We start from the raw sequence: 26,837 nt of genomic DNA, 5'->3' as shown, positions 1-26,837 counted from the left end.
TAGATGGATATGTGACGTTCACTCTTGTCGTCATAGGACTCTTCACGCCATCCCGCGGTCCGCCCCACCAGACGGCGCTGTCACGTTGGCTGACCGGGTGGGATGATTTTCTGGTTGGTCGTGCTGGGAGGGGTCGTCCGTGGGCAGTGCACCGCCGTCGTACAAGGGGCACCGGTACCCGGTCGAGGTGATCGCGCACTGCGTGTGGCGGTACTTCCGCTTCCCGCTCGGCTTTCGCGAGGTCGAGGAGCTGGTGCTGGAGCGCGGCGTGATGGTGACCTCCGAGACGGTCCGCCGCTGGTGCGCGACGTTCGGGCAGTCCTACGCCAACGGCCCGCGCCGCCGCCAGCCCCGGTCCGGGGACAAGTGGCACCTGGACGAGGTCTTCGTCAGGGTCAACGGCGAGCAGTGGTACCTGTGGCGGGCCGTCGACGCCGGCGGCAACGTGCTCGACATCTTGGTCCAGAGCCGGCGGGACACCGCTGCGGCCAGGCGCTTCTTCCGTAAACTATTCAAGAAGACTTGCTCGGTGCCGCAGGTGGTGGTCACCGGCAAGCTCCGTTCCTACGACGCGGCCCACCGCGAGGTCATGCCCTTGGTCGAGCACCGCTCGCACAAGGGCTTGAACAACCGGGCCGAGAACAGTCATCAGCCCACCCGGCAGCGTGAACGCGCCATGAAAGGCTTCCGCAGCGTCGGCGGAGCCCAGCGGTTCCTGTCCGCGTTCAGCGGCATCCCACCCCACTTCCGACCCCGCCACCTGATGAGCGCCCCCGGCCACCGAGCCGAGACGGCCATCCGCTACGCGATCTGGGATCAGATCACCGGCGCCGCCGGCCAGCCCGCCAAGACTTGAGCACCGGCCCGAAACCCGGCCCTCCCCACACCCCGATACGCGGTCAGAGACCCACGCACCCAATAATGTGACAGCGCCGGCCGTACCGGTTCTCGGCCGGGCCCACCACGAGATCGCGAAGTCAGAACGGAAGGCGTCCGTACAGACGCTCGGGTGTGCGAGACCGGTCCAGCGCCGTCAGCCGAGGACGTCGAGCAACTCGCGCTCGCGCTGTGCGCTGAGGCCTGCGCGCCGTTCCCGGTCCAGCCCCTGCTCGCGTTCCCAGCGCAGCGTGTCGGCCAGCATCTCCGCCCGGGGTCGGTGACGCAGGCCCGCGGCGCGCGCCGAGGACCCGTCCCGGGCCGACCACCCTTCACAGCCCGGCTCGACCAGCCACATCGCCAGCGATTCGGACCCCATGTACTGGGCCACGCCGTTGGCGAGCAGCCACGCCGATTCGGCGGTGACCACCGGGCCGGTGTGCCCGCCGGTGGCGCGGGACAGCTCGATCCACTCTTCGAACGGAACGATCGGGCCGACGGCGTTGTATGTACCGGTGGTTCCCGTCTCCGCGGCGTCGAGCAGCCAGGAGGTAAGGTCCCGCACGTCGACCACCTGGGTGGGCATGGCCGGTGTGTCGGGGATCAGCATCGGCCCTCGCGGATCGCGTGCGGCGCGGGCGACCCAGTAGCCGGAGCGCCCGCTGTGATCGCCCGGGCCGCCGATGAGTCCGGCTCGTGCGATGAGGAGGCGGTCGCCCACAGCGGCCGTCGACGCCTGCTCGCAGGCGACCTTCGCTTCGCCGTACAACTCGCGGTTGACCTCGCTCCGGTCGGTCGGCGTGAGCAGGGCCGCGGCCTCGTCCGCCCCCGGCGTGGCGTGGGATGCGTAGGCGTTGCCGGACGAGACGTATACCCAGTGCCCGGCCTTGCTGCCCAGCACGTCGAGCGCTCCACGAACGAAGCCCGGCTGCCATGACACCTCGACGACCGCGTCCCATACGCGGTCGAGCAAGGGCTCGTACGCCGACGGATCGCGCCGGTCGGCGGCGACCAGTGTCGCTCCGTCCGTGACTTCTCCGCTCTCGCCACGCGCGAGGCAGGTCACCCGATGACCACGTTCGATCGCCTGCCGCGACAGCTCCCGAGCCACCCATGCCGTTCCGCCCAGAACCAGGATCTCCATACCGACACACAAGCACCGGGATCACCGCGCGGCCAGGCGGATTCGCTGACAGCAGATGGTCAGCCGTCAGATCGATCCCAACTCTCGGGCAATGGTGGCCACTTGGTGAGGCATATCCTTGGAAGGTGTGGACGTTCCTCCGCTGCAAGTAGCGGTAGCAGGCCCGCGCTGGGACGCCAGCTCCCCGCCGAAGCTGAACTTGGGTTGTGCCGCCCCTTCAGGGCCGCGCCGATGTCCCGGCGCTCTGGGGTGCCGCCGTCCTCCCGGGCTACCCGCGACCGCGCGTCCAGCGCGATGCCGTTCGAACCGCGCATCCTCATGGGCGAACGTGTCGTCGTTGCCCAGACTGAGAGGATGTCTCATGTGGTGATGTCGTGAGGTGCGGCATCATTGCTGCTCGTGGGTGTCGATCTGTCACAGCGGCTGGTCCCGGATGGTTTGTGGGAGCTGGCCGCTCCATTGCTGCCGTCGTTCAGCACGCGTCCGCAGGGTGGTGGAACCGCTCCGCGTGAGGAGCGCGCGGTGTTCACGGCGGTCGTGTACGTACTGACCGGCGGGTGTGCCTGGCGGCATCTGCCGGAGACGTTCGGCGTCTCGCCCGCGACGGCGCATCGCCGGTTCACCGTGTGGACCCGGGCCGGGCTGTGGCGCCGTCTGCACCGAGCGGTCCTGGACGAACTCGGCGCACGGGGTGAGCTGGACTGGGCCTCGGCGATCGTCGACGCGGCCTCGGTCCGGGCGAAAAGGGGGACCCGCTGACCGGGCCGAACCCGGTCGATCGGGGCGAAAAGGGCAGCAAACTGCACGTCCTGTCCAAGGCTCAGGGCATCCCGCTCGCCGTCGCGGTGTCCGGCGCGAACACCCACCACAGCCTGGCACTCAAGCCCCTGGTCCGCGGCATACCCGCGGTCCGCTCCCAACGCGGTCCCCGGCGCCGCCACCCCGTCAAACTCGCCCCGACAAAGCGTACTTCTGCGCCGAACACCACGCCTGGCTGCGCGAACACGGACTCCTCCCACGCATCGCACGGCCCGGGATCGAGTCGGGCGAGCGCCCCGGCCGACACCGCTGGAAGATCGAGCAGCCGATCGCCTGGCTGTTCGACTACCGCAGACTCACCATCCGGTACGAGCGAAAGGGCTCCCACTTCCTCGCCTTCCTCGGTCTCGCTGCCACTCTCACCTGCTACAAGAAGCCCGCAAAACTCACCACATGAGACATCGTCTCAGTCACTCTCCCCGCCGCAATCAGTGAAAATATAGCGAAAATCAGCCGCCAGCGACTGCCAGCCACTCCACTGATGCGCACCCGATACACGGTCACAACATGACTATTTCGGCCTCTTCCCCGCGGCACAACAAGCCCAGAAGGTTACATAGGTGACGAGTAATATGCCACTAACGATCAAATGTAAGTTGACGTTCTGTGAACGGCGCTGATATTTTCCCAATCGGGTCTACGGCTCCTTAGTCGCGCGAGGGAGGGGCATGTTGAGGGGTTTTTCTCGGCGGCTACCTGTCTCGACACCTAACACCAAAAAGGACGGGAAAAATGAAAAACAGTGCGCGTATCTCCATGGTCATCGGCACGGCTGCAGTAGTCATTCTCGCGTTAGCTCCCTTCGCCGAAGCTAGCTGGAGCAGCTCGATAAGTGCCGCCAGCGTGGGATTTCAGTCCCGACGCTGGTCGGACGAACTTTACTCGCAGATCACTTTCCACGGCTGCACTACTGACGGCTCTAAGAGTACTGACGTGCAGGTTTTCAACGACATCCCGCTTCAACCCGACGAGTCCTACGACAAAAAGACCTTCACCGCTTGTTTCAGCGGAGGTGCCAGAAATGGCGAGTGGACTGATCTTCCGTCCGGCGTGCGTGACTATTATTTTCAGATCATGGCAATCGGCGGCTCTACCTTTGGACAACAACTGAGCGTGAGTTCGCTAACGGTGGACACTACCGAAGCCGACGGCTGAGGTTACAGTCCTTCGGGGTACTCCACTGGGGTACTCCGCCCGGCCGACGAGCGGTTCAGTGAGACTCAATGAAATTCACCACCAGCCTGCGCAGCGGTAGCGTCCGATGGTCTGCCCCTGCCGTTCTCCTCTTGACGTTGCTGTATTACGCGGTAGGTGAACAGGCTCCTCTTTCGAGTTACTATCATTATGCGCCGACTATTGTCGCAGAGCCGCTCACGACTCTTTACGCATTGGCTTATGCGGTGGCGGCGGCGCTTTCCTGCTGGGAGAGTGGGCGTCTGAGGGGCGCGCGGGTATGGGCGCTGGCTCCGGCTCGTTCTCGCTATCGGATCGCGGCGAATTCTTTGGCCCCGGTAATTGTGCTCAGTTGGTCTGTTCTGCTGCTTCCTCCGGCGATTTCTCTCGTGCGATCGGAGACGATGCCCAGCCTCGATAGTCTGCGGCTGCCGCTCGCCGCGATGGTGCTGTGCGTCGCGCACGCCATTATCGGGTTCGCCGTCGGCTGCTGGGTTCCCCGCACCATCGCCACGCCGATCCTGGCTGTGATTGACTGGGTCACCGTCGCCTTTACCAGGGCTGTGCTGCCCTACTGGCCTCGTCATGTCTCCGGCCAGTTCGGCTCCGTCGGTTTCGGAGAGGTGCCTGATCTCATCACGGCGGCGGTGCCCGTGCTGCTGGCAGGCGGAATAGCTACCGGGCTGATGATCCTTTGGCTGCCTTATGGGGGGCGCGTGCTCCGCGTTGTATGCGCGGCCGTGGTCGCTGTGAGCGGCGTTTTGGGGGCCTACCGCACAGCTGTCGACTGGCCGCACACTCCGCCCTTGACCGCTGGTCACGTGGTGATGGCGTGCGCGGGCAGCGCGCCTCGCATGTGTGTACCGGAGTTCGATGCCCGCTACCTGTCCAAGGCCCAGCACGACACCGCGAAGGCATTACGCGCGTTGCGTGTGGCCGGGGCGATCTCGACAGAACCTCGTCTGATCACCGACAGCTATGTGGACGGGCGTCGGCAAAAGGGTTCCACGGACGCGGTGTGGCGCATGATGCTGATCAGTCCGGTGAGGAATGGCAATGCGGCTTATCAGGTGATGGTGCGGGCCCTGCACTTCCGCTGTGAGCAGGTAAGCGCACGGGCTGCCCACTCAGCCTGGTTGTGGGGGGCGGTGAAGACCGGCCAGGAGAAGGCATACCGGCAGCGCCGGAAGCAGGAAGGCCGGGATCCCGTGACTGTGGAACTGGAAAGGCAGGTACGAGCGGACGTCAACCGTGTACTGACCGAGCCGCGAACCGAACAGGCCAAGTGGATCAGGCGGACGCTCGACACGTGTGAGGCGAAAAAATCGTGAGGTGGTGGTTCAAAGCCCGCCGAGGACACCTGCTGTTACCGCTTGCCCTGGCCGTCTTCGGCAGCGCCCTATACGCGGTGCAGGACACCACGGTTCTGTTGCCGGCCGTCACCGGCAGCGGTCGGGTCGCACTCTCTCTATTCGTCCCTGTCCCCCTGCTCGCCTTCTTGATGGCGGCTTTGGAGTCCCGGCTGCCCGCAGCGGAGGTCTCCGGAGTTCGGTCCATGACGCGGCTCGACAATGCACTGGTCATCACAGTCATGACCGCCGCCCTGCTGTGCAGCGCTCTCGTCGCCTGCGTGCAGGAATCGTCCACAGCCGCGACCGGAGGCCGCAACGCGGTGTTCCTGACCGGCCTGATGCTGCTCGCACGCGCAGGGGCCGGCCAAGCGGCGGTGATGGTGCCCGTGGGATGGCTGGTCACCGTCGCAGTCATCGGGTTTCGCGGGAACCTGCCGCGCTCCTGGACCATCATTGCGCTCCCCGCGGACAGTATGTTCGCGGCAGCCGCCTCCCTGGTGGTGTTCGCCATCGGCCTCGCCGCCCAGATCCGTTCGTCGAGGAAAACAGCGTGACACTGAAACTTAGCAACTGCACTTACGGCTATCGGCGCTGGAAGCAGCCGGTTCTGGAGGACTTCTCCTACGCCCTGCCAGAAGGCCTCACCGTTCTGCTCGGTCCCAACGGAGCAGGCAAATCCACCCTGCTGAAGGTCGCGGCCTCGGTAACCAGTCCGCAGAAGGGACACGTGACCCTGGACGGCGCGCCGGCGGGCACCACCGAGTATCGGCGGGCCGTGGCCTGGATGCCGCAAGACATCGTGCCCATGCCCACGCTCACAGCGCGTGAGTACGTCGCCTACATCGGATGGCTCAAGGGCATGAACCGTACCGACGCATGGAAGCAGGCCCGTAAGGCCCTGATGCGCGTCGACTTGGCCGACAAAACCGACACACGCACCAACCGGCTCTCCGGCGGCCAACTGCGACGCGTCGGCGTCGCCGGGGCACTCGTACACGGTGCACGGGTCCTGCTGCTGGACGAGCCCACCGCCGGAATGGACCCTTACCAGCGCCGCGTGTTCCGCGACATCCTGCGCGGGCTGACCGATGACGTGCGGGTCCTGCTGTCCACACACGACGTCGCCGACCTCGCAGAGGAGGCGGACCACGTCACCGTCATGTACAGCGGAAAGATCTTGCACCACGGGAACACCGACGCGTTCTTGTCCCACACCCCGCCCGGAACTCTCGAGGGCCGCGCTGCCGAAGCCGCATACACCGCCCTGCTGAGGAGCCGTGGCGTGGCCGCCTGACCTTCCTCCGGACACGCTAAGAAGCTCTATTGATGCGAAACGGTTTGGGTTCTGGGTTGTTGGTGGGGTGTGAGCGATCTGGTGGGGGACGCGCGGCATCTGTCGCCGTCGGCGCAGGAGGCCCTGCGGCTGCGGGCGGTGGCCGCGTTGGTGGCGGGGCGGGACCGTGAGGACGTGGCGGCGGTCTTCGGGGTGTCGCTGAAGGCGGTCGACGGGTGGTGGGCGAAGTGGCAGGCCGGTGGCCGTGGGGCGCTGGTCATGCGGCCGCGGGGCAAGCCGGTCGGGGTCCACCAGGTGCTCGGGGAGGCCGGGCAGGACGCGGTGCGGCAGGCGGTCTTCGATCACCGGCCCTGTGACGTGGGACTGAGCGGACAGCTGTGGACGCGGCGGCTGGTGGGCGAGCTGATCGCGAAGCTGTACCGGGTGCGGCTGACCGAGGTGGGGGTGGGCAAGTACCTCAGGCGTTGGGGGCTGTCCTTCCAGCGTCCGGACAAACGGGCCGTCGAGCAGGACCCGCAGGCCGTGGCGCGCTGGCATTAGGAGACCTGGCCGCAGATCCGAGCGAAGGCGAAGGCCGAAGGCGGTGAGATCCTCTTCGCCGACCAGGTCGGCATCCGATCCGACCAGGTCACCGGCCGCACCTGGGAAGAGAAGGGGAAGACGCCCGTGGTGCGGCGGAGCGGGAACCGGTTCTCGGTCAACGCGATGTCGGCGATCAGCACCAGGGGCCGGATGCACTTCATGGTCTTCACCGAGCACTTCACCGCCGAGGTGATGTGCCGCTTCCTGGACCGGCTCGCCGGCCACGTCGACCACAAGGTCCACCTCGTGGCCGACGGGCACCGCGCCCACCGCTCCAAGAAGGTCCGCGACTGGCTCGCCGCCCACCCCGACGACGTCGAACCGCACTTCCTGCCGCCGTACTCACCCGAGCTGAACCCCGACGAACTGGTCAACGCCGACCTCAAGCACAGCCTGCCCCGGCAGCACCGAGCCCGTGATCAGGCCGAACTCACCGCCGAGACCCGCCGCTTCTTCCGCCAACGCCAGCGTCAGCCGCACATCGTCCGCGGCTACTTCGGCGGCCCGCACGTCCGCTACGTCCTGGACGAGAACCCCATAAGTTTCTGATCAATACGTCGGCGCACGATTCCCCGCCGGGGAAGCACGGAGCCCTCCGTGCGTGCGGCGGCTTACCGTCTCGGGCTGTCGCGGCGGCCCGCCTGGCGGGCCCTGCGGTAAAGACTTGGTGATGGCCTCCCGCCTGGCGGGAAGTACCCCCGATCGCGCTTTTCCGCAGGTCAGCGCCGGGGTTCCATAGGCCGATGATCAGCAAAGCGGACGTCCGCCCGGGAAACGGGTGGCGCTATCTCTTCCGCGGCGTGATGGTCGGCGACGACCACCGCCCCGCAGGTACGCCGCTGCGCTCCGCCCAGGACGAAGCCGGTGTCCCGCCCGGCGTGTGGAAGGGGCGGGGCCTGGCCGCGGTCGGCCTCAAGGCCGGGGATGTGGTGACCGAGCGGCAAGCGGAACTGCTCCTGGGGAAGGCCGGCACCCGGATGCCGACCGGATCGAGCGTGAGCGCCTGGAAGCGGGCGACGATCCGGCGAAGGCGCGGCGGGCGACCGTGCTGGGCAGGCCCATCGAGCACAACCGCTCACCGAAGACCGACAAGGCCAAGGAACGGACGCCCTGGCTAGCTATGGACCTGGTGTTCCGGGCGCCGTCGACGGCACACATCGCGTGGGCGCTCGGGGATGACGAGACGCGGTTGGTGCTGGAGCTGTGGCAGGACATTGCCAGGGACAAGACGCTGGCGTGGTTTGAGGCTTCGGTCGCGGAGATCCGCTGGAGGAGCGGCGGCAAGATCCGCAAGCCGGTCCGGGATGGGCTGATCGTCGCGGTGTTCCGGCACTACGAGTCGAGAGCTGCCGAGTCGAAGCCGCTTCTTCACGATCATGCGGTGGTGTCGATCCGTGCCCGGCGGCCGGATGACAAGGGGACGTGGGGCAACCTGTCGGCGGACTCGCTGATGGCCCACATCGTCGCCGCCGACACCCTCTACCTCCTGTACTTCATGGAGGAGGTGTCCGACCGGTGGCTCCTGCCCGAGGGCACGACCCACCACAAGCGCCCCCGCCCCGGCGACCGCTACGAGCTGGCCGTACAGGACACGCGGTCCCTCTCCTTCGACAAGTCCCGCGGCTCCGGCAGCCGTCAGGACAAACCGGTCACCGTCGTCACCGTCACCTTCGAAGGACGGCTGGAGGTCACCGACCCCGACGCCCTGCGCCGCGCCCTCACCCAGGGCATCGGCCGGGCCCGTGCCTACGGCTGCGGCCTGCTCACCCTGGCCCCCCTCGCCCAACCCGGCCGGCAGGCGCCGTGAGCACAGTCTCCCGGCGCCCGGCACTGACCCCCCGCCAGCTCACCCGCACCGACGAGCGCCTCTCCTTCGTCTACCTGGAGCGCTGCACGGTGCACCGTGACGCCAACGCCATCACCGCCCAGGACGCGGAGGGCACCACCCACATCCCCTCGGCGACCATCGGCACTCTTCTCCTCGGCCCCGGAACGCGCGTCACCCACCAGGCCATGAGCGTGCTGGGCGAAACCGGTGCGGCGGTCTGCTGGGTCGGCGAACACGGCGTGCGCTACTACGCATCCGGCCGCGCCCTCAGCCGTTCCTCCGCCCTCATGGAGGCCCAGGCGCGGCAGTGGGCCAACCCGCGCAGCCGTCTGGCCGTGGCACGCGAGATGTACCGGCTGCGCTTCCCGGACGAGGACCCCGCTCGCCTGACCCGGCACGAACTGCTGGGCCGGGAAGGAAAACGCCTCAAGGACTGCTACCGCGCCGAAGCTGCCCGCACAGGTGTCCCCTGGCGCGGCCGCCACTACATTCCAGGCGACTTCAGCAGCGGTGACGCTGTCAATCAGGCCATCACCGCCGCTGCCCAGTGCATGTACGGCATCGCACATGCCGTCGTCACCTCCCTGGGATGCAGCCCAGCCCTGGGCTTCATCCACTCCGGCCACGAACTGTCCTTCGTCCTGGACGTCGCCGACCTCTACAAGACCGAGATCGGCATTCCGCTCGCCTTCGACGTGGCCGCACAGGACGAGGAAGACATCGGCCCCCGCACTCGTCGCGCACTGCGAGACCGCATCAACGAAACCTCCCTGCTGAACCGGTGCGTGAACGACATCAAACGCCTCCTGCTACCCGAAGCAGCCGACCCTGCGGAACTGGATGTGGATCAGGACGTGGTCACACTTCAAAGCGACGGCGGCCACCAGGTCGCCTCCGGCATCAACTACGACGGACCTGACGACGGAGACATGCTCTGGTGACCGTCATCATCCTCACCAACTGCCCCGCCGGACTGCGCGGCTTCCTTACCCGCTGGCTGCTGGAGATTTCTGCCGGTGTCTTCGTAGGCAAGCCCTCTGCCCGCGTCCGCGACGTGCTGTGGAAAGAAATCCAGCAGTACGCCGGCCAGGGGCGCGCCCTGCTGGCCCACACAGCCAACAACGAGCAGGGCTTCACTTTCCGCACCCACGACCACGCCTGGCATCCGACCGACCATGAAGGCCTCACGCTCATCCACCGCCCCAACCCGGACGCACCTCGTCCCGCTGCGCCTTCCCGGAACGGACCACCAACCGGCTGGAGCAGGGCTTCCAAACGCCGACGCTTCGGGAAAGGCTGATGGTCGACATGCGGGCTATGAGGCATTTGCCGGAATCAGTGAAAGTACTCGAAAACCGGCTCGGACGCCAGTAAAGTCCCAGGTCAGCGAGTCTGCTCCCCGCGCCCGCGGGGATGGCCCCCCCGTGCCCCCCGTGCCCCCCGTGCCCCCCCTGCTCCCCGCGCCCGCGGGGATGGCCCCGAACAGCAGGACCGGCGGCACGGTGTGCAGCACTGCTCCCCGCGCCCGCGGGGATGGCCCCGTAGTGGGCTGACAGTCGGTCAAGGTCAGCTGCTCCCCGCGCCCGCGGGGATGGCCCCGACAAGCAGGGTCGCCGGGCCGGACGGCTCGGCTGCTCCCCGCGCCCGCGGGGATGGCCCCACCAACCGCGTCGCCTGCCTGCACGGCCGCCCCTGCTCCCCGCGCCCGCGGGGATGGCCCCAGGAACGTTGCTCGTGCCCAGAGTACGGAGTGCTGCTCCCCGCGCCCGCGGGGATGGCCCCTGCACCGACTGCCGCGCCCCGTTCCGCGCCCCCTGCTCCCCGCGCCTGCGGGGATGGCCCCGCCGACGCCGGCATGCGCGCCGATAAAGGCGTCTGCTCCCCGCGCCCGCGGGGATGGCCCCGGTACTCGGCCTATCACCCACGTGTCCCGGTTCTGCTCCCCGCGCCCGCGGGGATGGCCCCCGCAAACTGGCCCAGCGTCTGGCACGCGAGGACTGCTCCCCGTGCCCGCGGGGATGGCCCCTCGGGCAGGCCTCCCAGACCGCCACCCGGCACCTGCTCCCCGCGCCCGCGGGGATGGCCCCGGAAGGGCGTCAGGTCCACCTCGGCCTGGACGCTGCTCCCCGCGCCCGCGGGGATGGCCCCCACGGCACACGGGTGCGGTATCGACGTCCGCCCTGCTCCCCGCGCCCGCGAGGATGGCCCCCGCACAAAACAGGCGGGCCGGAACCTCGATTCTGCTCCCCGCGGGTGGAGTCTGCCTGACCGACCGCTGCTCCCCGCGCCCGTGGGGATGATTCTCACGCCGACCGCGCCGGGTGGATCGGGGAGCGCTGCTCCCCGCACCTGCGGGGATGGTCCCATCATGGCCGTGGTCTTGCCTCGGCCGGACCTCTGCTCCCCGCGCTCGCGGGGATGATCCCTCCTCGTGACTCGCCGCCGAGGCCGCGGTGTGCTGTTCCCCGCTCGCGGGGATGGTCCCCGGCCTGCTTCGATGTTCTGGACGATAGTGCGCTGCTGCCCGCGTCTGCGGGGATGGTCCGTGCACCGCCTGGGTCACCAGCAAGGCGGGTCACTGCTTTTCCCTGTCTGCGGGTAGAGGGTCGACGGCCTCGGCCAAGAACAGCGTTTGGGGTGCGGCGTGGGCGGAGGCGGGGGTGAGGGACAGGACGGCGAGGAGCGCGGCTGTGAGGTCGGGCAATACAGGCTTGGTCATGTCCCGTTGGCAGCGGTCGGCCAAGGAGTGGGGCAGGCATTGGCCGGTCGGACCATTCGTATGAGGGCAATGGCCGTACCGGCAGGGCACGGCGCCGTACTCCTTGAAATGCGCAGCCCTCGATCGTCCGGCGCGGCGCCTTGGTCTGGTGCGGGTGATCCGGGCCGGGGACGGCCGGGCGTACTTGACCCTGGCGGTGGTGGTACGGGTGGTTCAGCCGCAGTCGTTACGGTTGATTTTCAGCGAGCGGGTCTGGTCGTTGAGGTTGTAGCCGCGCAGGTCGTGGATGGAGCCGCCGCTGCGGGTGACACACACCGGTCGGCGTGGTTGCGTTTTTCGTAAATGTGGGCGGTGGGGTCGGAGTTGTTGCGGATGGGGCTGCCGCGGTCACGGATCGCTGTGGGCGGGTCCTTCACGCTGCCGTCCACGGCGCGCCGCACCCAGGGCTGCCCGCCGAAGTTGATCTCGGGGTAGATGCACACGTAGCCGGACGGGCAGTCGATCGCTGCCCCTGCCGTGCTGGTCTGGGTGGAGGCGGCAGCCGGGGCGGCGAGCGGGAACAGGACGAGGACGGCGACAGCCGCGGCACGCGTCACGTTTTTGATTGCGGCACTGCACTACACATATGGGCTGCCGGGTGCCGGCTGGGAGGGTTCGCCGGGGAAGTCAGCCGTGCGGAGGAGCAGGGCCTCTCGGGGCGGGTGAAGCGTCCCGCATGGTGGCGGGGACGTCGCTTCGGTGCCGGGCTGCGCGGGGCAGGTCACGGGCGTGCGGGCGGCCCATGGGTGCCGCTGGTGTCCCCAGGGAGGGGAAGCGATGCGGGGACGTCCTCGTTGTGCGGGGCCGGCGTGTCTGCGCTAGAATCGATCATGAAGATGGGTGGTCCGCTCCGGCGGCTGCTGTCTGTGCGTTGGTCGTCTAAGGAAAGATGTCCCGCTTCCTGCGGGGAGATGCAGGTGCAAGGCCTGCCCGGCGCTCGATACGACAAGCCCCGTTCCTGCTGCAGGGACGGGGCTTTTGTTGTTCGGCGCCTGGGCCCTGCTGTTGCGGAGGCGGTCCTGGCGCTTTTTGCGGCCGTTGGTGACCGGTGGTCAGGCCTGGTCCCCGGGTGGCCTGCGGCCTGTCCCCGCCCCGCTGGGGGCGGGACGGGGGTGGGGCGCCGCTGGGAACGGTCCGGGGGCTGTTCCGGCGGGCTCTTCGGCTGGAGGTCGGGTCTGTCCAGCCAACGGTGTAACTCGGGTGGTGTGATTTAGAACTCCTAACGAAATGATTTTCGAGGTGGTTGGATCATTACGGCAGCGATGATCTGGGGGTGCGAAGTGGCACGGCCGAAGCCGTGGGAAGTCGACGACGAGCTGTGGGCGGTGATCGAACCGCTGCTGCCCAAGGTCGAGCGTCGGGCCCGGCACCCAGGGCGCAAGCGGCATCCGGACCGGCTGGTGTTCCAGGGCATCCTGTTCGTCCTGCACACCGGGATCTCCTGGGAACACCTGCCGCAGGAACTCGGCTTCGGCTCGGGCATGACCTGCTGGCGACGCCTGGCCGAGTGGACCGGGGCCGGCGTGTGGCCCCGACTGCACGAGGTCCTCCTTGCCAAGCTCCGCAGCGCGAACGCCCTGGACTTCTCCCGAGCGGCCGTCGACGGCTCCCACATCCGCGCGCTAATACTCCAGCAGCGGTTCGTGGCCTGAGGTGCGTTTTCGGTAGTGGCAGCGGCGGGCGATGGCCTGGCGGTGTCTTCTCCAGGCGGACCAGTTCAGTGCGTGGGTGATGGGATCGCGGTCGGCTCGTGGGTGGGGCAGGAGAGTGTCCAGGAGCCGCCGGATCTCTGCCACGGTGAGCGGGACGGTGGCTGATCCGTTTCTGCAGCCCCCTTTGCCTCCCCGCCGGCCTGGGCTTGTGCTGCGAGTGCGGCCAAGACGGCGTGGGCGAGCATGGCCAGGGTGATGTGCCGATACCAGCCGACATAGCGGCGGACTTCGTACTCGTCCAGGCCGCACTCGTTCTTCGCGGCCTGGAAGCACTCCTCGATCGCCCAGCGGGAGCCGGCGATGCGGACCAGCTCGGCGATCTCGACACCCACGGGTGCGTAGGCCAGGTAGTAGGCCACATCTTCGGGGTCGGACAGGCTGCGGCGGGCCATCACCCACCGGTGATGGGTCGGCGGATCCGGATCGAAGATGATGTTGGCGGGCAACTTGGCCCCGGCCCAGTCGTAGATCCGCGGGCCCTTCGCCCCATCGCCGCAGGACAGCCGCTGCCAGGCATCATCGGGTGCTTCATCGATGAGATGGTCGATGCGCCAGATGCCGGCCAGGGACTTGATCTGCTGGGACTTGGGCACCGCCACCACGTAGCCGACGCCCGTCTGCTCGAGCAGGCGGCGGAAGTGCCAGTCCTGCCCGTAGGCCTCATCCGCGGTCACCCACGACGCCGGCAGGCCGGCGGCCAGGCAGCGGCGGACGATGTCCCGGGCCAGTTCCCCCTTGGTCGCAAAGCCTCGCCCGTCGGGGATCTTGGCCGCCCGGCAGCGGTCACGGTCGGACGTCCAGGCTTTGGGCAGGTAGAGCTCCCGGTCCACCAAGGCCCGGCCTGAGCTGGTGGCGTAGGCGGCGAACACGCCGATCTGACAGTTGTCGATCTTTCCTGAGGTGCCGGTGTACTGCCGACTGACCCCGGCTGAGGTGGTGCCCTTCTTGATGAATCCCGTGTCGTCGATGATCAGCACACCGCCCGGTCCGAGCCGTTCGGCGACGTAGGCACGGACGTCGTCACGCAGGGCGTCCGCGTCCCAGACACTGCTGTTCAGCAGCCGCTGAAAGCCGTCCGGAGTGCGGTGACCTGCCCATTCCGCAAGCTGCCAGCCGTTCTTGCGTGTCGCCCGCCCCAGCAGACCACGGACGTAGTCCCGCATCCGCCACCGCAGATCCGCCCGAGTGAACCTGCCCGCCACCCGAGCGAACACCAACTCCAACTCGCCGGCCCAGCAAGCGGCTTCACTCATCCCCTCCATACCAGGACAACGACAACCACCAGCTCAGGACACGAACCGCTGCTGGAGTACTAAAGGGGGTCCCAAGACCGGACGAAGCCCTGTTGACCGGGGCAGAACCGGCAGCAAGCACCACCTGATCACCGACGCCACCGGCATCCCGCTCGCCGCCACGCTGACCGGCGGCAACCGCAACGACGTCACCCAGCTGATCCCTCTGCTGGAGGCGATACCGCCGGTGCGGGGCAAGCGAGGCCGGCCCCGACGCCGCCCGGACGTGGTGCTGGGCGACCGCGGCTACGACCACGACAAGTACCGCCGGCTCGTCCGGGACCTGGGCGTGAAGCCACTGATCGCCCGACGCGGCACCGAACACGGCTCCGGACTTGGCACCCAACGCTGGGTCGTGGAACGCGCATTCGCCCACCTGCACTGGTTCCGCCGTCTGCGGATCCGCTGGGAGATCCGCGACGACATCCACGAAGCCTTCCTCACCCTCGGATGCGCGCTCATCTGCTGGAGGCGCCTGACGTCATTGCGATAGGAGTTCTTAGCGGCGGCCGACGGAGAGTCGACCGTCGAAGGCGATGTCGAAAGCCTGCAGGGCGGGCTTCCAGCGCATGGTCCAGCGTTTGCGTCCCTGGCCGGTGGGGTCGAGGCTCATGACGGCCATGTAGACGCATTTGAGGGCTGCGGCCTCGTTCGGGAAGTGCCCACGGGCCCGGACGGCTTTCCGTATGCGAGCGTTGACCGACTCGATCGCGTTGGTGGTGCAGACGACACGGCGGATCTCGGCGTCGAACTGGAGGAACGGTACGAACTCGGCCCAGGCGTTCTCCCAAAGCCTCACGATCGCCGGATATTTGGCGCCCCACTCCTCCTGGAACTCCAGGAACCGGTTTTCCGCCGCATCTGCGGTCGGAGCCGTGTAGACAGGCTTGAGCGCGCGGGAGATCTTGTCCCAGTCCTGGCGGCCCGCATAGCGGAAGGACGCCCGGATCAGGTGGACGACGCAGGTCTGGGTGACCGCCTAGGGCCAGACCGCCGAGATGGAGTCGGGCAGGCCCTAGAGCCCGTCGCAGACGACCATGCACACGTCCTCGACACCGCGGTTCTTGATCTCAGTCAGGACCTGGAGCCAGTACTTGGCGCCCTCGCCGCCGTCGCCGGCCCACAGGCCGAGGATGTCGCGGGTGCCGTCCACCGTGACTGCGAGTGCGACGTATATGGGCCGGTTCGCCACCTGCCCGTCGCGTACCTTCACGTGCACGCAGTCGATGAAGACCACCGGATAGACCGGGTCCAGCGGGCGGTTCTGCCACTCGGCCATCCCGTCCATGACCTTGTCGGTGATGGTCGAGATGGTCTGCTTAGACACGCTCGCGCCGTAGACCTCGGCCAGGTGGGCGGAGATGTCACCGTGCGTCAGACCACGCGCGGACAGCGACAGGACCATCTCGTCGACACCGGTCAGCCGCCGCTGGCGCTTCTTGACGATCTGCGGCTCGAAGCTTCCCTCGCGGTCACGCGGCACCGTGATCTGAACCGGCCCGACATCGGTCAGCGCGGTCTTGGACCGGACCCCGTTGCGGCTGTTGCCGCTGCCGGCACCGGCCGGATCGTGCTTCTCGTAGCCGAGGTGGTCGGTGATCTCCCCTTCGAGAGCGGACTCCAGCACGCGTTTGGTCAGCTGCTGCAGCAGCCCGCCCTCACCGGTCAGCTGCAGCCCGCTCGCGCGGGCCCGGTCGACCAACTGCCCGATCAACTGCTCGTCCAGCACGTCCGCCGACAACTCGGACGGCCGGACCTCTTCAACCGCCTCGGCAGAGACAGTCACGTCGCTCATCAGGTGCTACTTCCATGATCGGAAGTTACACCGAAGACCGTACAGACCCCGAAACCGTACTGGAGTATTAGGCGGGGGCTGTGTCTCGTGTGTGCGCAGCGGTGTGTGCGGTCTTCGTGTTTCTTTCCGCCTGGTAACGTGACACACATCACGGGCAGTCTGGCGTGTCCTGCGGCTGACTATACGGGTGCCGCGGGTGCGGTGAGTGGGGGAGCGACGGTGTCGCCTCAGTCAGCCGATTTGGCGCATATTGGCGGATCCCCATGGACGCCACTTTCAAAGAGCGCTTGGCCCGCAAGCCGCGGACCAAGCGCGGCAAGGCTGCTCCCACACACCGACCGGGCGAGGGCAATCGATCAGCCCATCACGACCGCCCGGTCAATTGGCCGTTACTGACCCACGCCCGTAGCGGCGGTAGCTGACAAAGTCGGTTATAGGGCGAAAGCCGAGGCGCTGGTAGAGCGCGTTGCTGGTGGCGTTGGCGAGGTCCGTGAAGAGGAGCACATTGTCCGCGCCGCCGACTAGGGCGGCTTGCGCCACAGCAGCGGTGACCGCGCTTCCGTATCCGTGCCCACGAAGGTGGATCGGCGTGTAGACGGGTGCGATCCGGACTTGGCCAGCGATGAGGGGTGAGCAGCCAGCCATGGCGGCGGGTTCGCCTTCGTCGTTCTCCCATAGGGTGACTCCTCCGTAGGCGAGGCGCGTGTCCGCCCAGTTGCCGAAGTCGCGCCCGTCGGGCTCGCCGATAGCGGTGGCATACTCTTGCGCCCAGCGCATGAGTAGGGAACGGTCCGCCTGATCAGCGACCTGCGCCCGGCCTGCGGGCATCCGAGCAGGGGCAGTCAGAGTATCGAGGCTGTAGAGACGTTCGCGGCGGTGTTGCACGACGGCGTCTCCGGTGCACTGTCGCCAGGCGTTCACGATCGCCTCGACACTCTCACGGTCGCCGGAGAAACTGTGCGGGGTCTCCCCTTCGTCCGCGAGACGAGCCGCCAGAGCCGCGGCCGCGGGCTCGGACAACGGTGAGACGACCAACCCGTGCTGCTGCGTGTATACAAACGCAGCCAGCGTGTGCCCGTCTTGAGCGAGCGTGCCGAAGAGCGGTGCTCCCGGGCCGGGCGCCATCGGTCCTGCTTGACGAAGTGCATTGGTCACTGTCAGTAGCACGGTGTGCAGTGTCGGCTGTGAGCGGAGGAATGTCTCCGTGTGGTCGAGAAAGGCGCCCAGATCTCGGCTGAAGTGCCAGGTTTCGATAGTTGCCATAGACCATCATGACGCGCCGCCTGGGGGGCATTCCCACGGGGGTGCGTACGGCTCGCGTCGTCGCGTTGAGTCACGCCTTTGACATATGAGAAAAATTCGGGCATAAGGTGTTTTACGGGAAAAAGATGCGCTGACCAGGCATGACTTGACCGAAAATAGATCCTTGACCAGTGCAACTAGCCGCACCTACGATCATTCCATTCCTCCAGTCGGGGGAAGTTTTCTGAAAGAATTTTACGGAGGTTGTCATGGCTGAGCAGATGAACGATGACATCTACACGGACCTCGAGGGCACGGTTATCGCGGGTGCCCCCGTTCACCTTGACTGACAACTGAACAAATAAGAGATCGCCCCCTCGCCTGCACGGGCAAGGGGGCGATCTATTGGGAGAGAAAACAGTGACACTCGCAGATGACATGTCTGTCTTCTCCTTGGAGCGTCATCTTGCTCCGTACCTGGACATGGGAGAAAGGCCGACAGACGCTCCGATTTTCACGCACGCGCCCTGCTTGGCCTGGGATGCATATACACGTAAGGCCGAGCCGTGGTTCGCAAGCCCCTATCTGCAGCGCTCCATGATCACCACGTTTCGCTCCGAACTGTCCAAGGCGGTCGATCTGGCCGACCTGCCCAACGCCGCCGCTCAGGCAGACTTTGAGGACTGGATCGAAGTTCCGGGCAGCCCTGCGAAACGACGCTTGGCCGATGACGTAGTGGATCTGCCGGAGGATCCGCTGGAGTTGGCCCTACTGGCCAGAACGATTTCATACCTGGGCTTTCATGAGAAAGCCCGGGACCTCCTGAAGGCCGTTCCGGACCGTACGGGGCCAGGATACTCCTACGCCCGCTACACCGGTATCTTCATAAATCACATAATTCACCTGGGTCGGCGCGACTACCAGCGAGAGTTCGAGGGGTTGTACCTCGAACTCGGCTCGGACGTGACTTATGCTAGGACTCGGCTCTCTCTGTGCATCCTGGCCATTGTTGCCAGCGCTCAGTTGAAGCAACTTCCAGAGCTGGCGAAGTGGCATGGACGAGGTTCTGAGGCACTAGAGCGTTATGTTGCTCTGCCGCATGTGGATGACTTCGAGAAGGCGCTGACGACGAGCAGATTTTACCGAGCTGCTGCCTTCGAACCCTTCCTCAACGGCCGCCACGACGACCTCCGTGCCGATCTGGACAGATGGCTCGGTATTGCTCGTGAACTGGTCGGTCATGATGACCGCACCCGCATCTTGGCAACCGAGAATATGTACCCTGCCGTGGAATCGGCCTCCCGGACCGAAGCTGCCCTCGGCAATAAGACAAGAAGTAGGGACTTGATGGAGGAGATGGTCTCCAAGATCGACCCCATCGACAGCAAGGCCTGGCTTCAAGTCGGCGAGTTGCGGAGAAGAGATGGCGACGAACTCGGAGCTTTGCAAGCGTACTTGACATCTGCGCGATTCCAGGTCCCGCTCGGACGTATCGCTTGGTTCAATGCCGGCCGCTGCTGGGAGCGGCTGGGCGAGGCGCAAGAGGCTGTCCAGTGTTACAAGAAATCTCTCGAACTGTGGCCTACGGGCTTAGCACCTGCTCAACGTATTGCAGCCATCGAGGCCACCTGACCTCGCTCGAGACGTAGCCGTTCGGAGCCGACACGACCATGGCATACCTTGCTGCTCTCACCTTGGCAGCTTATCTCGGCCTGCTAATTTGGCGCTCTGCCCGTAGGAAGCCGGGTTTTGCCACGTGGCATATGTTTGCCGGAGTCAAGACATCGAGTTTCTCGCTCCATAGCCGCAGCAGTGGTGCGGAACTGAATATCTGGGATTTCCTTCCGCACACCCAATTGAACATGAGCAACCAGGAAGTAAGACTCTTCCTCTACTACCTGGCCCGCGTACACGGTATGAACGATCTCTGCGGAACGGTCGACGTACGTGAGGATATGAAAACGTTTCAGCTGATCGTTGAGGAATCTCGTGTGGTCGACTGAGGAATTCATAGACATTCTGGTGGGTGATGGCCCGGCCGGGGGCCTATGGCTGGCAAGGACCGGGTTCGCACTTGCCTGCCTCATCAAGATCGCGATCGAGTTCAAGCGCGAATATGTCGGCTACTACGAGCCGACAACCTACCTTTACTTCAGGCTGCGCGCGCGTCACCTGAAGCACCGACAGAGAATGCCGACGGCGATTCACTACCGAGTCTTTATCATCGCGCGATTTGCCTTCTCTTTGGCGCTGTTCCTCGGGGTTATCCCCCAAACGTCAGCCGCGGGTTTGGCTCTCTGTTTCGCCTTCGAGGGATTCATCCACTTCAAGTTTCATGTGAACTTTTTTACTCTGCTAGCGTGCTGTTTCATATTCACTCCGTCGCTGCCTCCTCTGTGGGACCCCTTCATGCACCTGATGGAAGGGGACCCGCAGTCTGCTTGGCAGGTTATCGCCTCCGCGCACGGATCACGTTTTTGTCAAAGTGCAGTGGCTTTGACTATCAGTGCTCTCTACATCGGTGGTGTATTCCGAAAGGCAAACTCGTCCTTCATTTCCGGAACGGTCGTCGTGTCGGTGTTGAGATACACCCTTGCCGAGCAGTCGCAGCGTCATCACTTTGACGGTTGGTACCCGGCGACGCTTCGTTCTTGGGTTTCGAAGGTAGAGCCTGGTGACAAGATACTTCGGTTTGTGATGACCTCGGTCCTTGTTCTGGAGGCTGCCCTGCCTGTCGCGGTTCTGACCCCGTGGCTGTGGCCGTACGCCCTCGCAGCCGGCCTGATCATGCATGCCGCGTTCACCTTTCTGTTCCCTGGCACGCTGACGGCGTTCTCCATAGCCACAGTTTCCACCTACTTCTGTTTTATGCCGTAAGGCTGGCGACTCGCCGTTCCACATCACATCGCCGGGAATGAAGTCCACTATGTTTCGAAATCACCCCGTCCTGACCGCCTCGACAACAGTGAAGTCACTGTTGGTAACGGCGCTGGTGAACGCAACGGGAACTGGCGCCTTCATGTCTGGCTCGGTTCTCTATTTCAGCTCTCACCTGCGTATACCAGACGACACCGTCGCCTTCACGCTGTCGGTCTGTGCGCTCGTCACGCTGGTCACCACGGTGCCCCTCAGTGCCTTCCTGGAGCGCTTTGATCTCAAGCGGATCATTATTGTCCTCCATATATTTCGCGGACTTCTGTACTCTTCTTACCTATTGGCCGACTCCGTTCCCCTGTTCATAGCAGTGACGCTCGTCGTCACCATTGCGGACCGCCTCTCCAATCCGGCCTCCCAAGCTCTTCTGGCCGCCGTTCTTCCTTCTGATCAACGCGTCGAGATCATGGCCTGGCGGTATTCGCTCCAGAACGCCGGGGTCGGTTTGGGTGCCCTCATCGTGGCAGTAGCCATCTTCCTCAACCCGGATTTCGGTTATCCGTTGATCATGGTGTTGAACGGACTTTCTTTCTTCATAGCGGCTATCCTGATGAAACCGGTGGACACCGCTGGCACCTTGGCCGTAATGAAGCGACGTAACGTTTTTTCCGGAGAGTGGCCCAATCCGCGGTACCTTTCCTTCGTTGCCCTGTCGGTTTTCTTCCTGCTGTCGGATGCTCTGCTGACGGTGGCCATACCGCTGCAAATCTCGGATCGGGACGATGCCACCGCAGGTCTCGTCGGGTTGGTGCTTCTCGTCAATACGGCGATAACAGTTATCGCACAGCCGAGGATGTCTCGCGACATCGTGACCACAGAGGTCGCGTCCCGCGCCCTTGTGCAGGCCGCATTCATGCTGGCTGGGGGAGCGTCGGTCATTGGAATTTTCTGGCTGTTCTCGGGCTGGCTACTGGGCGGGGGCCTGATCCTCGGTGTCGCGATACTGACGCTTGGAGAGGCCAGATTCATTGCCGCCAGTTGGTGGATATCCGTGGAATTGGCCCCTGAGGACAAGAGGACGCGCTTTCTCGCCGTTTACAGTCTCAGTGCCACGGCGGAACGTGCTGTGGGCCCTCTCATTGCCTCTTTCGTCGTCATCCAATTCGGTGGAGTCGGTTGGGCTGTCGCAGCTATGCTATTCATCCTGTGTGCCGCAGCGGTCCCGGCGTTCAAGTTCGTCGATCGCAACCCCAGCGAAACGCCAGTCTGATATCCGGTGGTCCCGCACGTCGAGCAGTCCGGCCCGGGCATTCTCCTGCTCAACTCCGCACAGGTGAAACGCCCGTGGCGCGGATTCCGCGTCGGCGCGGTGCTGACAGATGAGGGCATTGCCCGGGCGGGGACCGGGGCCCGCCTGCTACCCCTCACCGCTGGCCCGGGCCCGCACCTGCCTCAAGGATGACGCTGCCCGCGACCGCGTCGTCAGCGCTCTCCAACGCACCGCATCCCGCGCGGGGTTCTGTATATGTCCTTAGAACTCCTATCGCAATGACGTCAGGCGCCTCCAGCAGATGAGCGCGCATCCGAGGGTGAGGAAGGCTTCGTGGATGTCGTCGCGGATCTCCCAGCGGATCCGCAGACGGCGGAACCAGTGCAGGTGGGCGAATGCGCGTTCCACGACCCAGCGTTGGGTGCCGAGTCCGGAGCCGTGTTCGGTGCCGCGTCGGGCGATCAGTGGCTTCACGCCCAGGTCCCGGACGAGCCGGCGGTACTTGTCGTGGTCGTAGCCGCGGTCGCCCAGCACCACGTCCGGGCGGCGTCGGGGCCGGCCTCGCTTGCCCCGCACCGGCGGTATCGCCTCCAGCAGAGGGATCAGCTGGGTGACGTCGTTGCGGTTGCCGCCGGTCAGCGTGGCGGCGAGCGGGATGCCGGTGGCGTCGGTGATCAGGTGGTGCTTGCTGCCGGTTCTGCCCCGGTCAACAGGGCTTCGTCCGGTCTTGGGACCCCCTTTAGCGCGCGGATGTGGGAGCCGTCGACGGCCGCTCGGGAGAAGTCCAGGGCGTTCGCGCTGCGGAGCTTGGCAAGGAGGACCTCGTGCAGTCGGGGCCACACGCCGGCCCCGGTCCACTCGGCCAGGCGTCGCCAGCAGGTCATGCCCGAGCCGAAGCCGAGTTCCTGCGGCAGGTGTTCCCAGGAGATCCCGGTGTGCAGGACGAACAGGATGCCCTGGAACACCAGCCGGTCCGGATGCCGCTTGCGCCCTGGGTGCCGGGCCCGACGCTCGACCTTGGGCAGCAGCGGTTCGATCACCGCCCACAGCTCGTCGTCGACTTCCCACGGCTTCGGCCGTGCCACTTCGCACCCCCAGATCATCGCTGCCGTAGTGATCCAACCACCTCGAAGATCATTTCGTTAGGAGTTCTTAGACGCCATCCGCTTACCGTTCGGCAGGCTTGATCACCCGAACAGGGTTCCTGTTCGGGTGATCTCTCGGTGGTCGGGGCATAGCGGCAGGGCCTCTTGGTAGCTCGGGGTTGCGATCCCAACCGAGCAGTACCAGGAGGGGGTCTGTCCAGCCAACGGTGTAACTCGGGTGGTGTGATTTAGCGGCGGCCGACGGAGAGTCGACCGTCGAAGGCGATGTCGAAAGCCTGCAGGGCGGGCTTCCAGCGCATGGTCCAGCGTTTGCGTCCCTGGCCGGTGGGGTCGAGGCTCATGACGGCCATGTAGACGCATTTGAGGGCTGCGGCCTCGTTCGGGAAGTGCCCACGGGCCCGGACGGCTTTCCGTATGCGAGCGTTGACCGACTCGATCGCGTTGGTGGTGCAGACGACACGGCGGATCTCGGCGTCGAACTGGAGGAACGGTACGAACTCGGCCCAGGCGTTCTCCCAAAGCCTCACGATCGCCGGATATTTGGCGCCCCACTCCTCCTGGAACTCCAGGAACCGGTCTTCCGCCGCATCTGCGGTCGGAGCCGTGTAGACAGGCTTGAGCGCGCGGGAGATCTTGTCCCAGTCCTGGCGGCCCGCATAGCGGAAGGACGCCCGGATCAGGTGGACGACGCAGGTCTGGGTGACCGCCTAGGGCCAGACCGCCGAGATGGAGTCGGGCAGGCCCTAGAGCCCGTCGCAGACGACCATGCACACGTCCTCGACACCGCGGTTCTTGATCTCGGTCAGGACCTGGAGCCAGTACTTGGCGCCCTCGCCGCCGTCGCCGGCCCACAGGCCGAGGATGTCGCGGGTGCCGTCCACCGTGACTGCGAGTGCGACGTATATGGGCCGGTTCGCCACCTGCCCGTCGCGTACCTTCACGTGCACGCAGTCGATGAAGACCACCGGATAGACCGGGTCCAGCGGGCGGTTCTGCCACTCGGCCATCCCGTCCATGACCTTGTCGGTGATGGTCGAGATGGTCTGCTTAGACACGCTCGCGCCGTAGACCTCGGCCAGGTGGGCGGAGATGTCACCGTGCGTCAGACCACGCGCGGACAGCGACAGGACCATCTCGTCGACACCGGTCAGCCGCCGCTGGCGCTTCTTGACGATCTGCGGCTCGAAGCTTCCCTCGCGGTCACGCGGCACCGTGATCTGAACCGGCCCGACATCGGTCAGCGCGGTCTTGGACCGGACCCCGTTGCGGCTGTTGCCGCTGCCGGCACCGGCCGGATCGTGCTTCTCGTAGCCGAGGTGGTCGGTGATCTCCCCTTCGAGAGCGGACTCCAGCACGCGTTTGGTCAGCTGCTGCAGCAGCCCGCCCTCACCGGTCAGCTGCAGCCCGCTCGCGCGGGCCCGGTCGACCAACTGCCCGATCAACTGCTCGTCCAGCACGTCCGCCGACAACTCGGACGGCCGGACCTCTTCAACCGCCTCGGCAGAGACAGTCACGTCGCTCATCAGGTGCTACTTCCATGATCGGAAGTTACACCGAAGACCGTAACTGGCTTTATCGAGCAGTAGTGACGTCGCTTGTCGATGAGTTTGGGAGGCGCCCCGTTCCACGGACGGGTGGTGTTGATGAGTTTGGGAGGCACCGGGTCTCTTGCCAGGGCAGCATCGGGATGCTCCTGGTGAAAGGTGCTGGTCATGCCGCAGTTGTCGAAGGTCGAGCTGTACGCGGCGATCCGGCGTGACCATCGCGGCGGCATGTCGATGCGAGAGCTCGAGCGCAAGCACGGCGTGACGTGGCGGACGGTTCGCAAGGCACTGGATTCGGCCTGGCCTGAGCCTCGGAAGAAGCTGCCGCCCCGGGCGACCGCTCTGGACCCGTACAAGCCGGTGATCGACGGCATCCTCCGCGCCGACCTGGATGCTCCGCGCAAGCAGCGGCACACCGTCACCCGCATCTTTCACCGCCTGGTCGACGAGCACGGGGCGGACGTCTCCTACGGGATGGTCCGCTACTACGTTGCCGCCCGGAAGCCGGAGATCCTGGTCGAGTCCGGCAAGGCCCCGCTGGAGGCGTTCGTCCCGCAGACCCACCAGCCCGGGCACGAGGCGGAAGTTGACTTCGGCGACGTGACGATCCGCCTCGCCGGCGAGCTGGTGACCTGCTACTTGTTCTCCTTCCGCCTTTCGTATTCGGGTAAGGCCGTCCACCGAGTGTTCGCCTCCTGCGGCCAGGAAGCCTTCTTCGAAGGCCATGTCCACGCGCTGCGGACGCTGGGCGGCGTCCCGCGGAGCAAGGTCCGCTACGACAACCTCAAAGCCGCCGTCGCCCGGGTGCTGGGACTGAGCCGGGCCAGGGTCGAGGCCGACCGGTGGATCGCCTTCAAGTCGCACTTCGGCATCGAGAGCTTCTACTGCCGTCCGGGCATCGAAGGCGCCCATGAGAAGGGCGGCGTCGAGGGGCAGATCGGCTACTTCCGCCGCAACCACTTCGTTCCCGTCCCCGAGGTAGCCTCGCTCGCCGAGCTGAACGAGATGGTCGAGCTGTGGGACCGGCAGGACGACGCACGCCGCATCGGTGCCCGGTCCAAGACCGTCGCGGAGTGCTTCGCACTCGAGCAGCCGTTGTTGCTGCCGTTGCCCGAGGAGCCGTTCGAGACGGGCCGGCTGTTCACCCCGCGGGTCGACCGCTACGGCCAGATCCCGGTCCGCACAAACCGCTACTCGGTGCCGATCCGGTTGATCGGCAAGCGGGTGCGGGTCGTCTTGCATGCTTCTCACCTGGTGGTTTACGACCAGAACGTGGAAGTGGCCCGGCACGAGAGGCTGATCGCCAAGGGCGCCGTCCGCCTGGATCTGGATCATTACCTGGAGGTCCTGGTCCGCAAGCCCGGCGCGTTCCCCGGCTCCACCGCCCTCGAGCAAGCCCGCTCAGCAGGCAAGTTCACCCCCGTCCACGACGCCTGGTGGGCTCAGGCTCAGAAGGTCCACGGCGAGCGGGACGGCACCCGGGCCCTGATCGAGGTCCTGCTGCTGGGACGGCACCTGCCGCACGAGCACATCGTCGCCGGTCTGGCCGCAGCCCTGCGCGCCGGGGCGATGACCGCCGACGCAGTCGCCCTGGAGGCCCGCAAGGCAGCCCAGGCCGAGACCGAACCCGACCTGGCAAGCCGGCCGCTGCCTGGCACACCGGCGGCGAACGTGACGTCCCTGCACGAGTGGAAGCTGTCCCATCTCCCGCCGGACACCAGGCCCCTGCCGTCGGTGACCCCCTATGACCAGTTGCTCCGACGTCGTCGCGCCAGCGGCGGCGCCCACCAAGAGGGAGAAGCCCAGTGACCCTGCCCCGCCAGCGAGGCTTGACCGAGCAGGCCGCCGACGCCGCCATCGACACCGCCTGCCGCATGCTGCAGCTTCCGTCATCCGCAACGAGTTCCCCGGCATCGCCGACCGGGCGGTGAAGGACCAGATGACCTACCGCGGCTTCCTCGCCGAGCTGCTGATGGCCGAGTGCGACGACCGGGCCCGGCGCCGCTCGGAACGGCGGATCAAGGCCGCTGGCTTCCCGCGGGAGAAGTCCCTGCGAGCATTCGACTTCGACGCCAACTCCAACATCGACCCGGCCACCATCCACACGCTTGCCAGCTGCGAGTGGATCAAGAAGAGCCAGCCACTCTGCTTGATTGGCGACTCCGGCACCGGCAAG

19 protein-coding genes, 7 pseudogenes and 1 CRISPR repeat array are annotated in these 26,837 nt (G+C 66.0%); of the genes and pseudogenes, 18 read left to right on the top strand and 8 right to left on the bottom strand.

Going from position 1 to position 26,837, the window contains the following annotated elements:
- Positions 1-139: 139 nt before the first annotated feature.
- Positions 140-856: an IS6 family transposase gene (locus QQY24_RS32210; RefSeq protein WP_301976505.1), complete on the top strand. Its 717-nt coding sequence runs from the start codon at positions 140-142 to the stop codon at positions 854-856.
- A gap of 177 nt (positions 857-1,033) precedes the next feature.
- Here the strand turns inward: QQY24_RS32210 and QQY24_RS32205 are convergent, their stop codons facing one another.
- A complete protein-coding gene (locus QQY24_RS32205) occupies positions 1,034-2,020 on the bottom strand; it encodes an NAD-dependent epimerase/dehydratase family protein (RefSeq protein WP_301976504.1) in 987 nt (328 codons plus the stop codon).
- Between the two features lie 399 nt (positions 2,021-2,419).
- On the opposite strand from QQY24_RS32205, the pseudogene QQY24_RS32200 reads away from it, so the two are divergent.
- From QQY24_RS32200 to cas2e, 9 genes and pseudogenes are all read left to right on the top strand, one after another.
- Positions 2,420-3,236 (top strand): annotated as a pseudogene (locus tag QQY24_RS32200) (IS5 family transposase).
- Positions 3,237-3,571: 335 nt separating this feature from the next.
- Entirely contained in the window at positions 3,572-3,994 is a 423-nt protein-coding gene (locus QQY24_RS32195; protein ID WP_301976503.1) for a hypothetical protein, read from the top strand.
- Positions 3,995-4,062: 68 nt separating this feature from the next.
- The gene (locus QQY24_RS32190; RefSeq protein ID WP_301976502.1) at positions 4,063-5,343 is read left to right on the top strand and encodes a hypothetical protein; all 1,281 of its coding nucleotides are present in this window, start codon (positions 4,063-4,065) and stop codon (positions 5,341-5,343) included.
- Positions 5,340-5,918: a hypothetical protein gene (locus QQY24_RS32185; RefSeq protein WP_301976501.1), complete on the top strand. Its 579-nt coding sequence runs from the start codon at positions 5,340-5,342 to the stop codon at positions 5,916-5,918. Before QQY24_RS32190 ends, QQY24_RS32185 begins: the two co-directional genes overlap by 4 nt.
- Complete coding sequence (locus QQY24_RS32180) at positions 5,915-6,658, top strand: ATP-binding cassette domain-containing protein (protein WP_301976500.1); 744 nt, start codon at positions 5,915-5,917, stop codon at positions 6,656-6,658. Before QQY24_RS32185 ends, QQY24_RS32180 begins: the two co-directional genes overlap by 4 nt.
- 129 nt (positions 6,659-6,787) lie before the next feature.
- A pseudogene (locus tag QQY24_RS34915) lies at positions 6,788-7,789 on the top strand (IS630 family transposase).
- 229 nt (positions 7,790-8,018) lie between these two features.
- The gene (gene mobF, locus QQY24_RS32165; RefSeq protein ID WP_367658065.1) at positions 8,019-9,047 is read left to right on the top strand and encodes a MobF family relaxase; all 1,029 of its coding nucleotides are present in this window, start codon (positions 8,019-8,021) and stop codon (positions 9,045-9,047) included.
- A complete protein-coding gene (cas1e, locus tag QQY24_RS32160; protein WP_301976497.1) occupies positions 9,044-10,009 on the top strand; it encodes a type I-E CRISPR-associated endonuclease Cas1e in 966 nt (321 codons plus the stop codon). The genes mobF and cas1e overlap by 4 nt, the downstream gene beginning before the upstream one ends.
- Positions 10,006-10,368: a type I-E CRISPR-associated endoribonuclease Cas2e gene (cas2e, locus tag QQY24_RS32155; RefSeq protein WP_301976496.1), complete on the top strand. Its 363-nt coding sequence runs from the start codon at positions 10,006-10,008 to the stop codon at positions 10,366-10,368. Before cas1e ends, cas2e begins: the two co-directional genes overlap by 4 nt.
- A 92-nt stretch (positions 10,369-10,460) precedes the next feature.
- Positions 10,461-11,337: a CRISPR direct-repeat array (repeat unit 29 nt; unit sequence CTGCTCCCCGCGCCCGCGGGGATGGCCCC).
- Between the two features lie 306 nt (positions 11,338-11,643).
- On the opposite strand, the gene QQY24_RS32150 is transcribed toward cas2e, so the two are convergent.
- Positions 11,644-11,787: a hypothetical protein gene (locus tag QQY24_RS32150; protein WP_301976495.1), complete on the bottom strand. Its 144-nt coding sequence runs from the start codon at positions 11,785-11,787 to the stop codon at positions 11,644-11,646.
- 239 nt (positions 11,788-12,026) lie between these two features.
- Positions 12,027-12,383: a peptidase inhibitor family I36 protein gene (locus QQY24_RS32145; RefSeq protein ID WP_301976494.1), complete on the bottom strand. Its 357-nt coding sequence runs from the start codon at positions 12,381-12,383 to the stop codon at positions 12,027-12,029.
- A 705-nt stretch (positions 12,384-13,088) separates the two neighbouring features.
- Here QQY24_RS32145 and QQY24_RS32140 point away from each other — a divergent pair.
- Positions 13,089-13,451 (top strand): annotated as a pseudogene (locus QQY24_RS32140) (transposase); the annotation flags it as partial.
- 92 nt (positions 13,452-13,543) lie between these two features.
- On the opposite strand, the gene QQY24_RS32135 reads toward QQY24_RS32140, so the two are convergent.
- Entirely contained in the window at positions 13,544-14,800 is a 1,257-nt protein-coding gene (locus QQY24_RS32135; RefSeq protein WP_301970644.1) for an IS701 family transposase, read from the bottom strand.
- Positions 14,801-14,858: 58 nt separating this feature from the next.
- On the opposite strand from QQY24_RS32135, the pseudogene QQY24_RS32130 reads away from it, so the two are divergent.
- A pseudogene (locus QQY24_RS32130) lies at positions 14,859-15,323 on the top strand (IS5 family transposase); the annotation flags it as partial.
- 6 nt (positions 15,324-15,329) lie between these two features.
- Here QQY24_RS32130 and QQY24_RS32125 read toward each other — a convergent pair.
- Both QQY24_RS32125 and QQY24_RS32120 read right to left on the bottom strand, forming a co-directional pair.
- Positions 15,330-16,625 (bottom strand): annotated as a pseudogene (locus QQY24_RS32125) (IS256 family transposase).
- A gap of 378 nt (positions 16,626-17,003) precedes the next feature.
- Entirely contained in the window at positions 17,004-17,888 is an 885-nt protein-coding gene (locus tag QQY24_RS32120; protein ID WP_301976493.1) for a GNAT family N-acetyltransferase, read from the bottom strand.
- Positions 17,889-18,305: 417 nt separating this feature from the next.
- On the opposite strand from QQY24_RS32120, the gene QQY24_RS32115 reads away from it, so the two are divergent.
- The 4 genes from QQY24_RS32115 to QQY24_RS32100 are packed head-to-tail and all read left to right on the top strand — an operon-like array spanning position 18,306 to position 22,011.
- Complete coding sequence (locus tag QQY24_RS32115) at positions 18,306-19,499, top strand: tetratricopeptide repeat protein (protein ID WP_301976492.1); 1,194 nt, start codon at positions 18,306-18,308, stop codon at positions 19,497-19,499.
- 38 nt (positions 19,500-19,537) lie between these two features.
- The gene (locus QQY24_RS32110; RefSeq protein WP_301976491.1) at positions 19,538-19,870 is read left to right on the top strand and encodes a hypothetical protein; all 333 of its coding nucleotides are present in this window, start codon (positions 19,538-19,540) and stop codon (positions 19,868-19,870) included.
- Complete coding sequence (locus QQY24_RS32105) at positions 19,857-20,744, top strand: hypothetical protein (protein WP_301976490.1); 888 nt, start codon at positions 19,857-19,859, stop codon at positions 20,742-20,744. Before QQY24_RS32110 ends, QQY24_RS32105 begins: the two co-directional genes overlap by 14 nt.
- Positions 20,745-20,781: 37 nt before the next feature.
- Complete coding sequence (locus tag QQY24_RS32100; RefSeq protein ID WP_301976489.1) at positions 20,782-22,011, top strand: MFS transporter; 1,230 nt, start codon at positions 20,782-20,784, stop codon at positions 22,009-22,011.
- 270 nt (positions 22,012-22,281) lie between these two features.
- Here the strand turns inward: QQY24_RS32100 and QQY24_RS32095 are convergent.
- A protein-coding gene (locus QQY24_RS32095) for an IS5 family transposase (RefSeq protein ID WP_301972491.1) occupies positions 22,282-23,114 on the bottom strand; the annotation gives its coding sequence in 2 pieces (ribosomal slippage) (positions 22,282-22,754 and positions 22,754-23,114; 834 coding nt in all).
- A gap of 230 nt (positions 23,115-23,344) precedes the next feature.
- A pseudogene (locus QQY24_RS32090) lies at positions 23,345-24,640 on the bottom strand (IS256 family transposase).
- 189 nt (positions 24,641-24,829) lie between these two features.
- On the opposite strand from QQY24_RS32090, the gene istA reads away from it, so the two are divergent.
- Together istA and QQY24_RS32080 are read left to right on the top strand one after the other, a co-directional pair.
- Complete coding sequence (istA, locus tag QQY24_RS32085; protein WP_301976488.1) at positions 24,830-26,470, top strand: IS21 family transposase; 1,641 nt, start codon at positions 24,830-24,832, stop codon at positions 26,468-26,470.
- Positions 26,467-26,837: pseudogene (locus tag QQY24_RS32080) on the top strand (ATP-binding protein); the annotation flags it as partial. The gene istA and the pseudogene QQY24_RS32080, both read left to right, overlap by 4 nt.

This window comes from Streptomyces sp. TG1A-8 (genome assembly GCF_030499535.1).
Classification (GTDB): Bacteria; Actinomycetota; Actinomycetes; order Streptomycetales; family Streptomycetaceae; genus Streptomyces.
Note: the sequence above shows the minus strand (reverse complement) of the source record. Positions and strands in the feature narration are given on the sequence as shown.

Bases quoted from the DNA above. Each gene is read 5' to 3' on its own strand.
- QQY24_RS32205 (WP_301976504.1), bottom strand. From the start codon at position 2,020: ATGGAGATCCTGGTTCTGGGCGGAACGGCATGGGTGGCTCGGGAGCTG.
- QQY24_RS32195 (WP_301976503.1), top strand. From the start codon at position 3,572: ATGAAAAACAGTGCGCGTATCTCCATGGTCATCGGCACGGCTGCAGTA.
- QQY24_RS32190 (WP_301976502.1), top strand. From the start codon at position 4,063: ATGAAATTCACCACCAGCCTGCGCAGCGGTAGCGTCCGATGGTCTGCC.
- QQY24_RS32150 (WP_301976495.1), bottom strand. From the start codon at position 11,787: ATGACCAAGCCTGTATTGCCCGACCTCACAGCCGCGCTCCTCGCCGTC.
- QQY24_RS32135 (WP_301970644.1), bottom strand. From the start codon at position 14,800: ATGGAGGGGATGAGTGAAGCCGCTTGCTGGGCCGGCGAGTTGGAGTTG.
- QQY24_RS32120 (WP_301976493.1), bottom strand. From the start codon at position 17,888: ATGGCAACTATCGAAACCTGGCACTTCAGCCGAGATCTGGGCGCCTTT.
- QQY24_RS32115 (WP_301976492.1), top strand. From the start codon at position 18,306: ATGTCTGTCTTCTCCTTGGAGCGTCATCTTGCTCCGTACCTGGACATG.
- QQY24_RS32110 (WP_301976491.1), top strand. From the start codon at position 19,538: ATGGCATACCTTGCTGCTCTCACCTTGGCAGCTTATCTCGGCCTGCTA.
- QQY24_RS32100 (WP_301976489.1), top strand. From the start codon at position 20,782: ATGAAGTCCACTATGTTTCGAAATCACCCCGTCCTGACCGCCTCGACA.
- istA (WP_301976488.1), top strand. From the start codon at position 24,830: ATGCCGCAGTTGTCGAAGGTCGAGCTGTACGCGGCGATCCGGCGTGAC.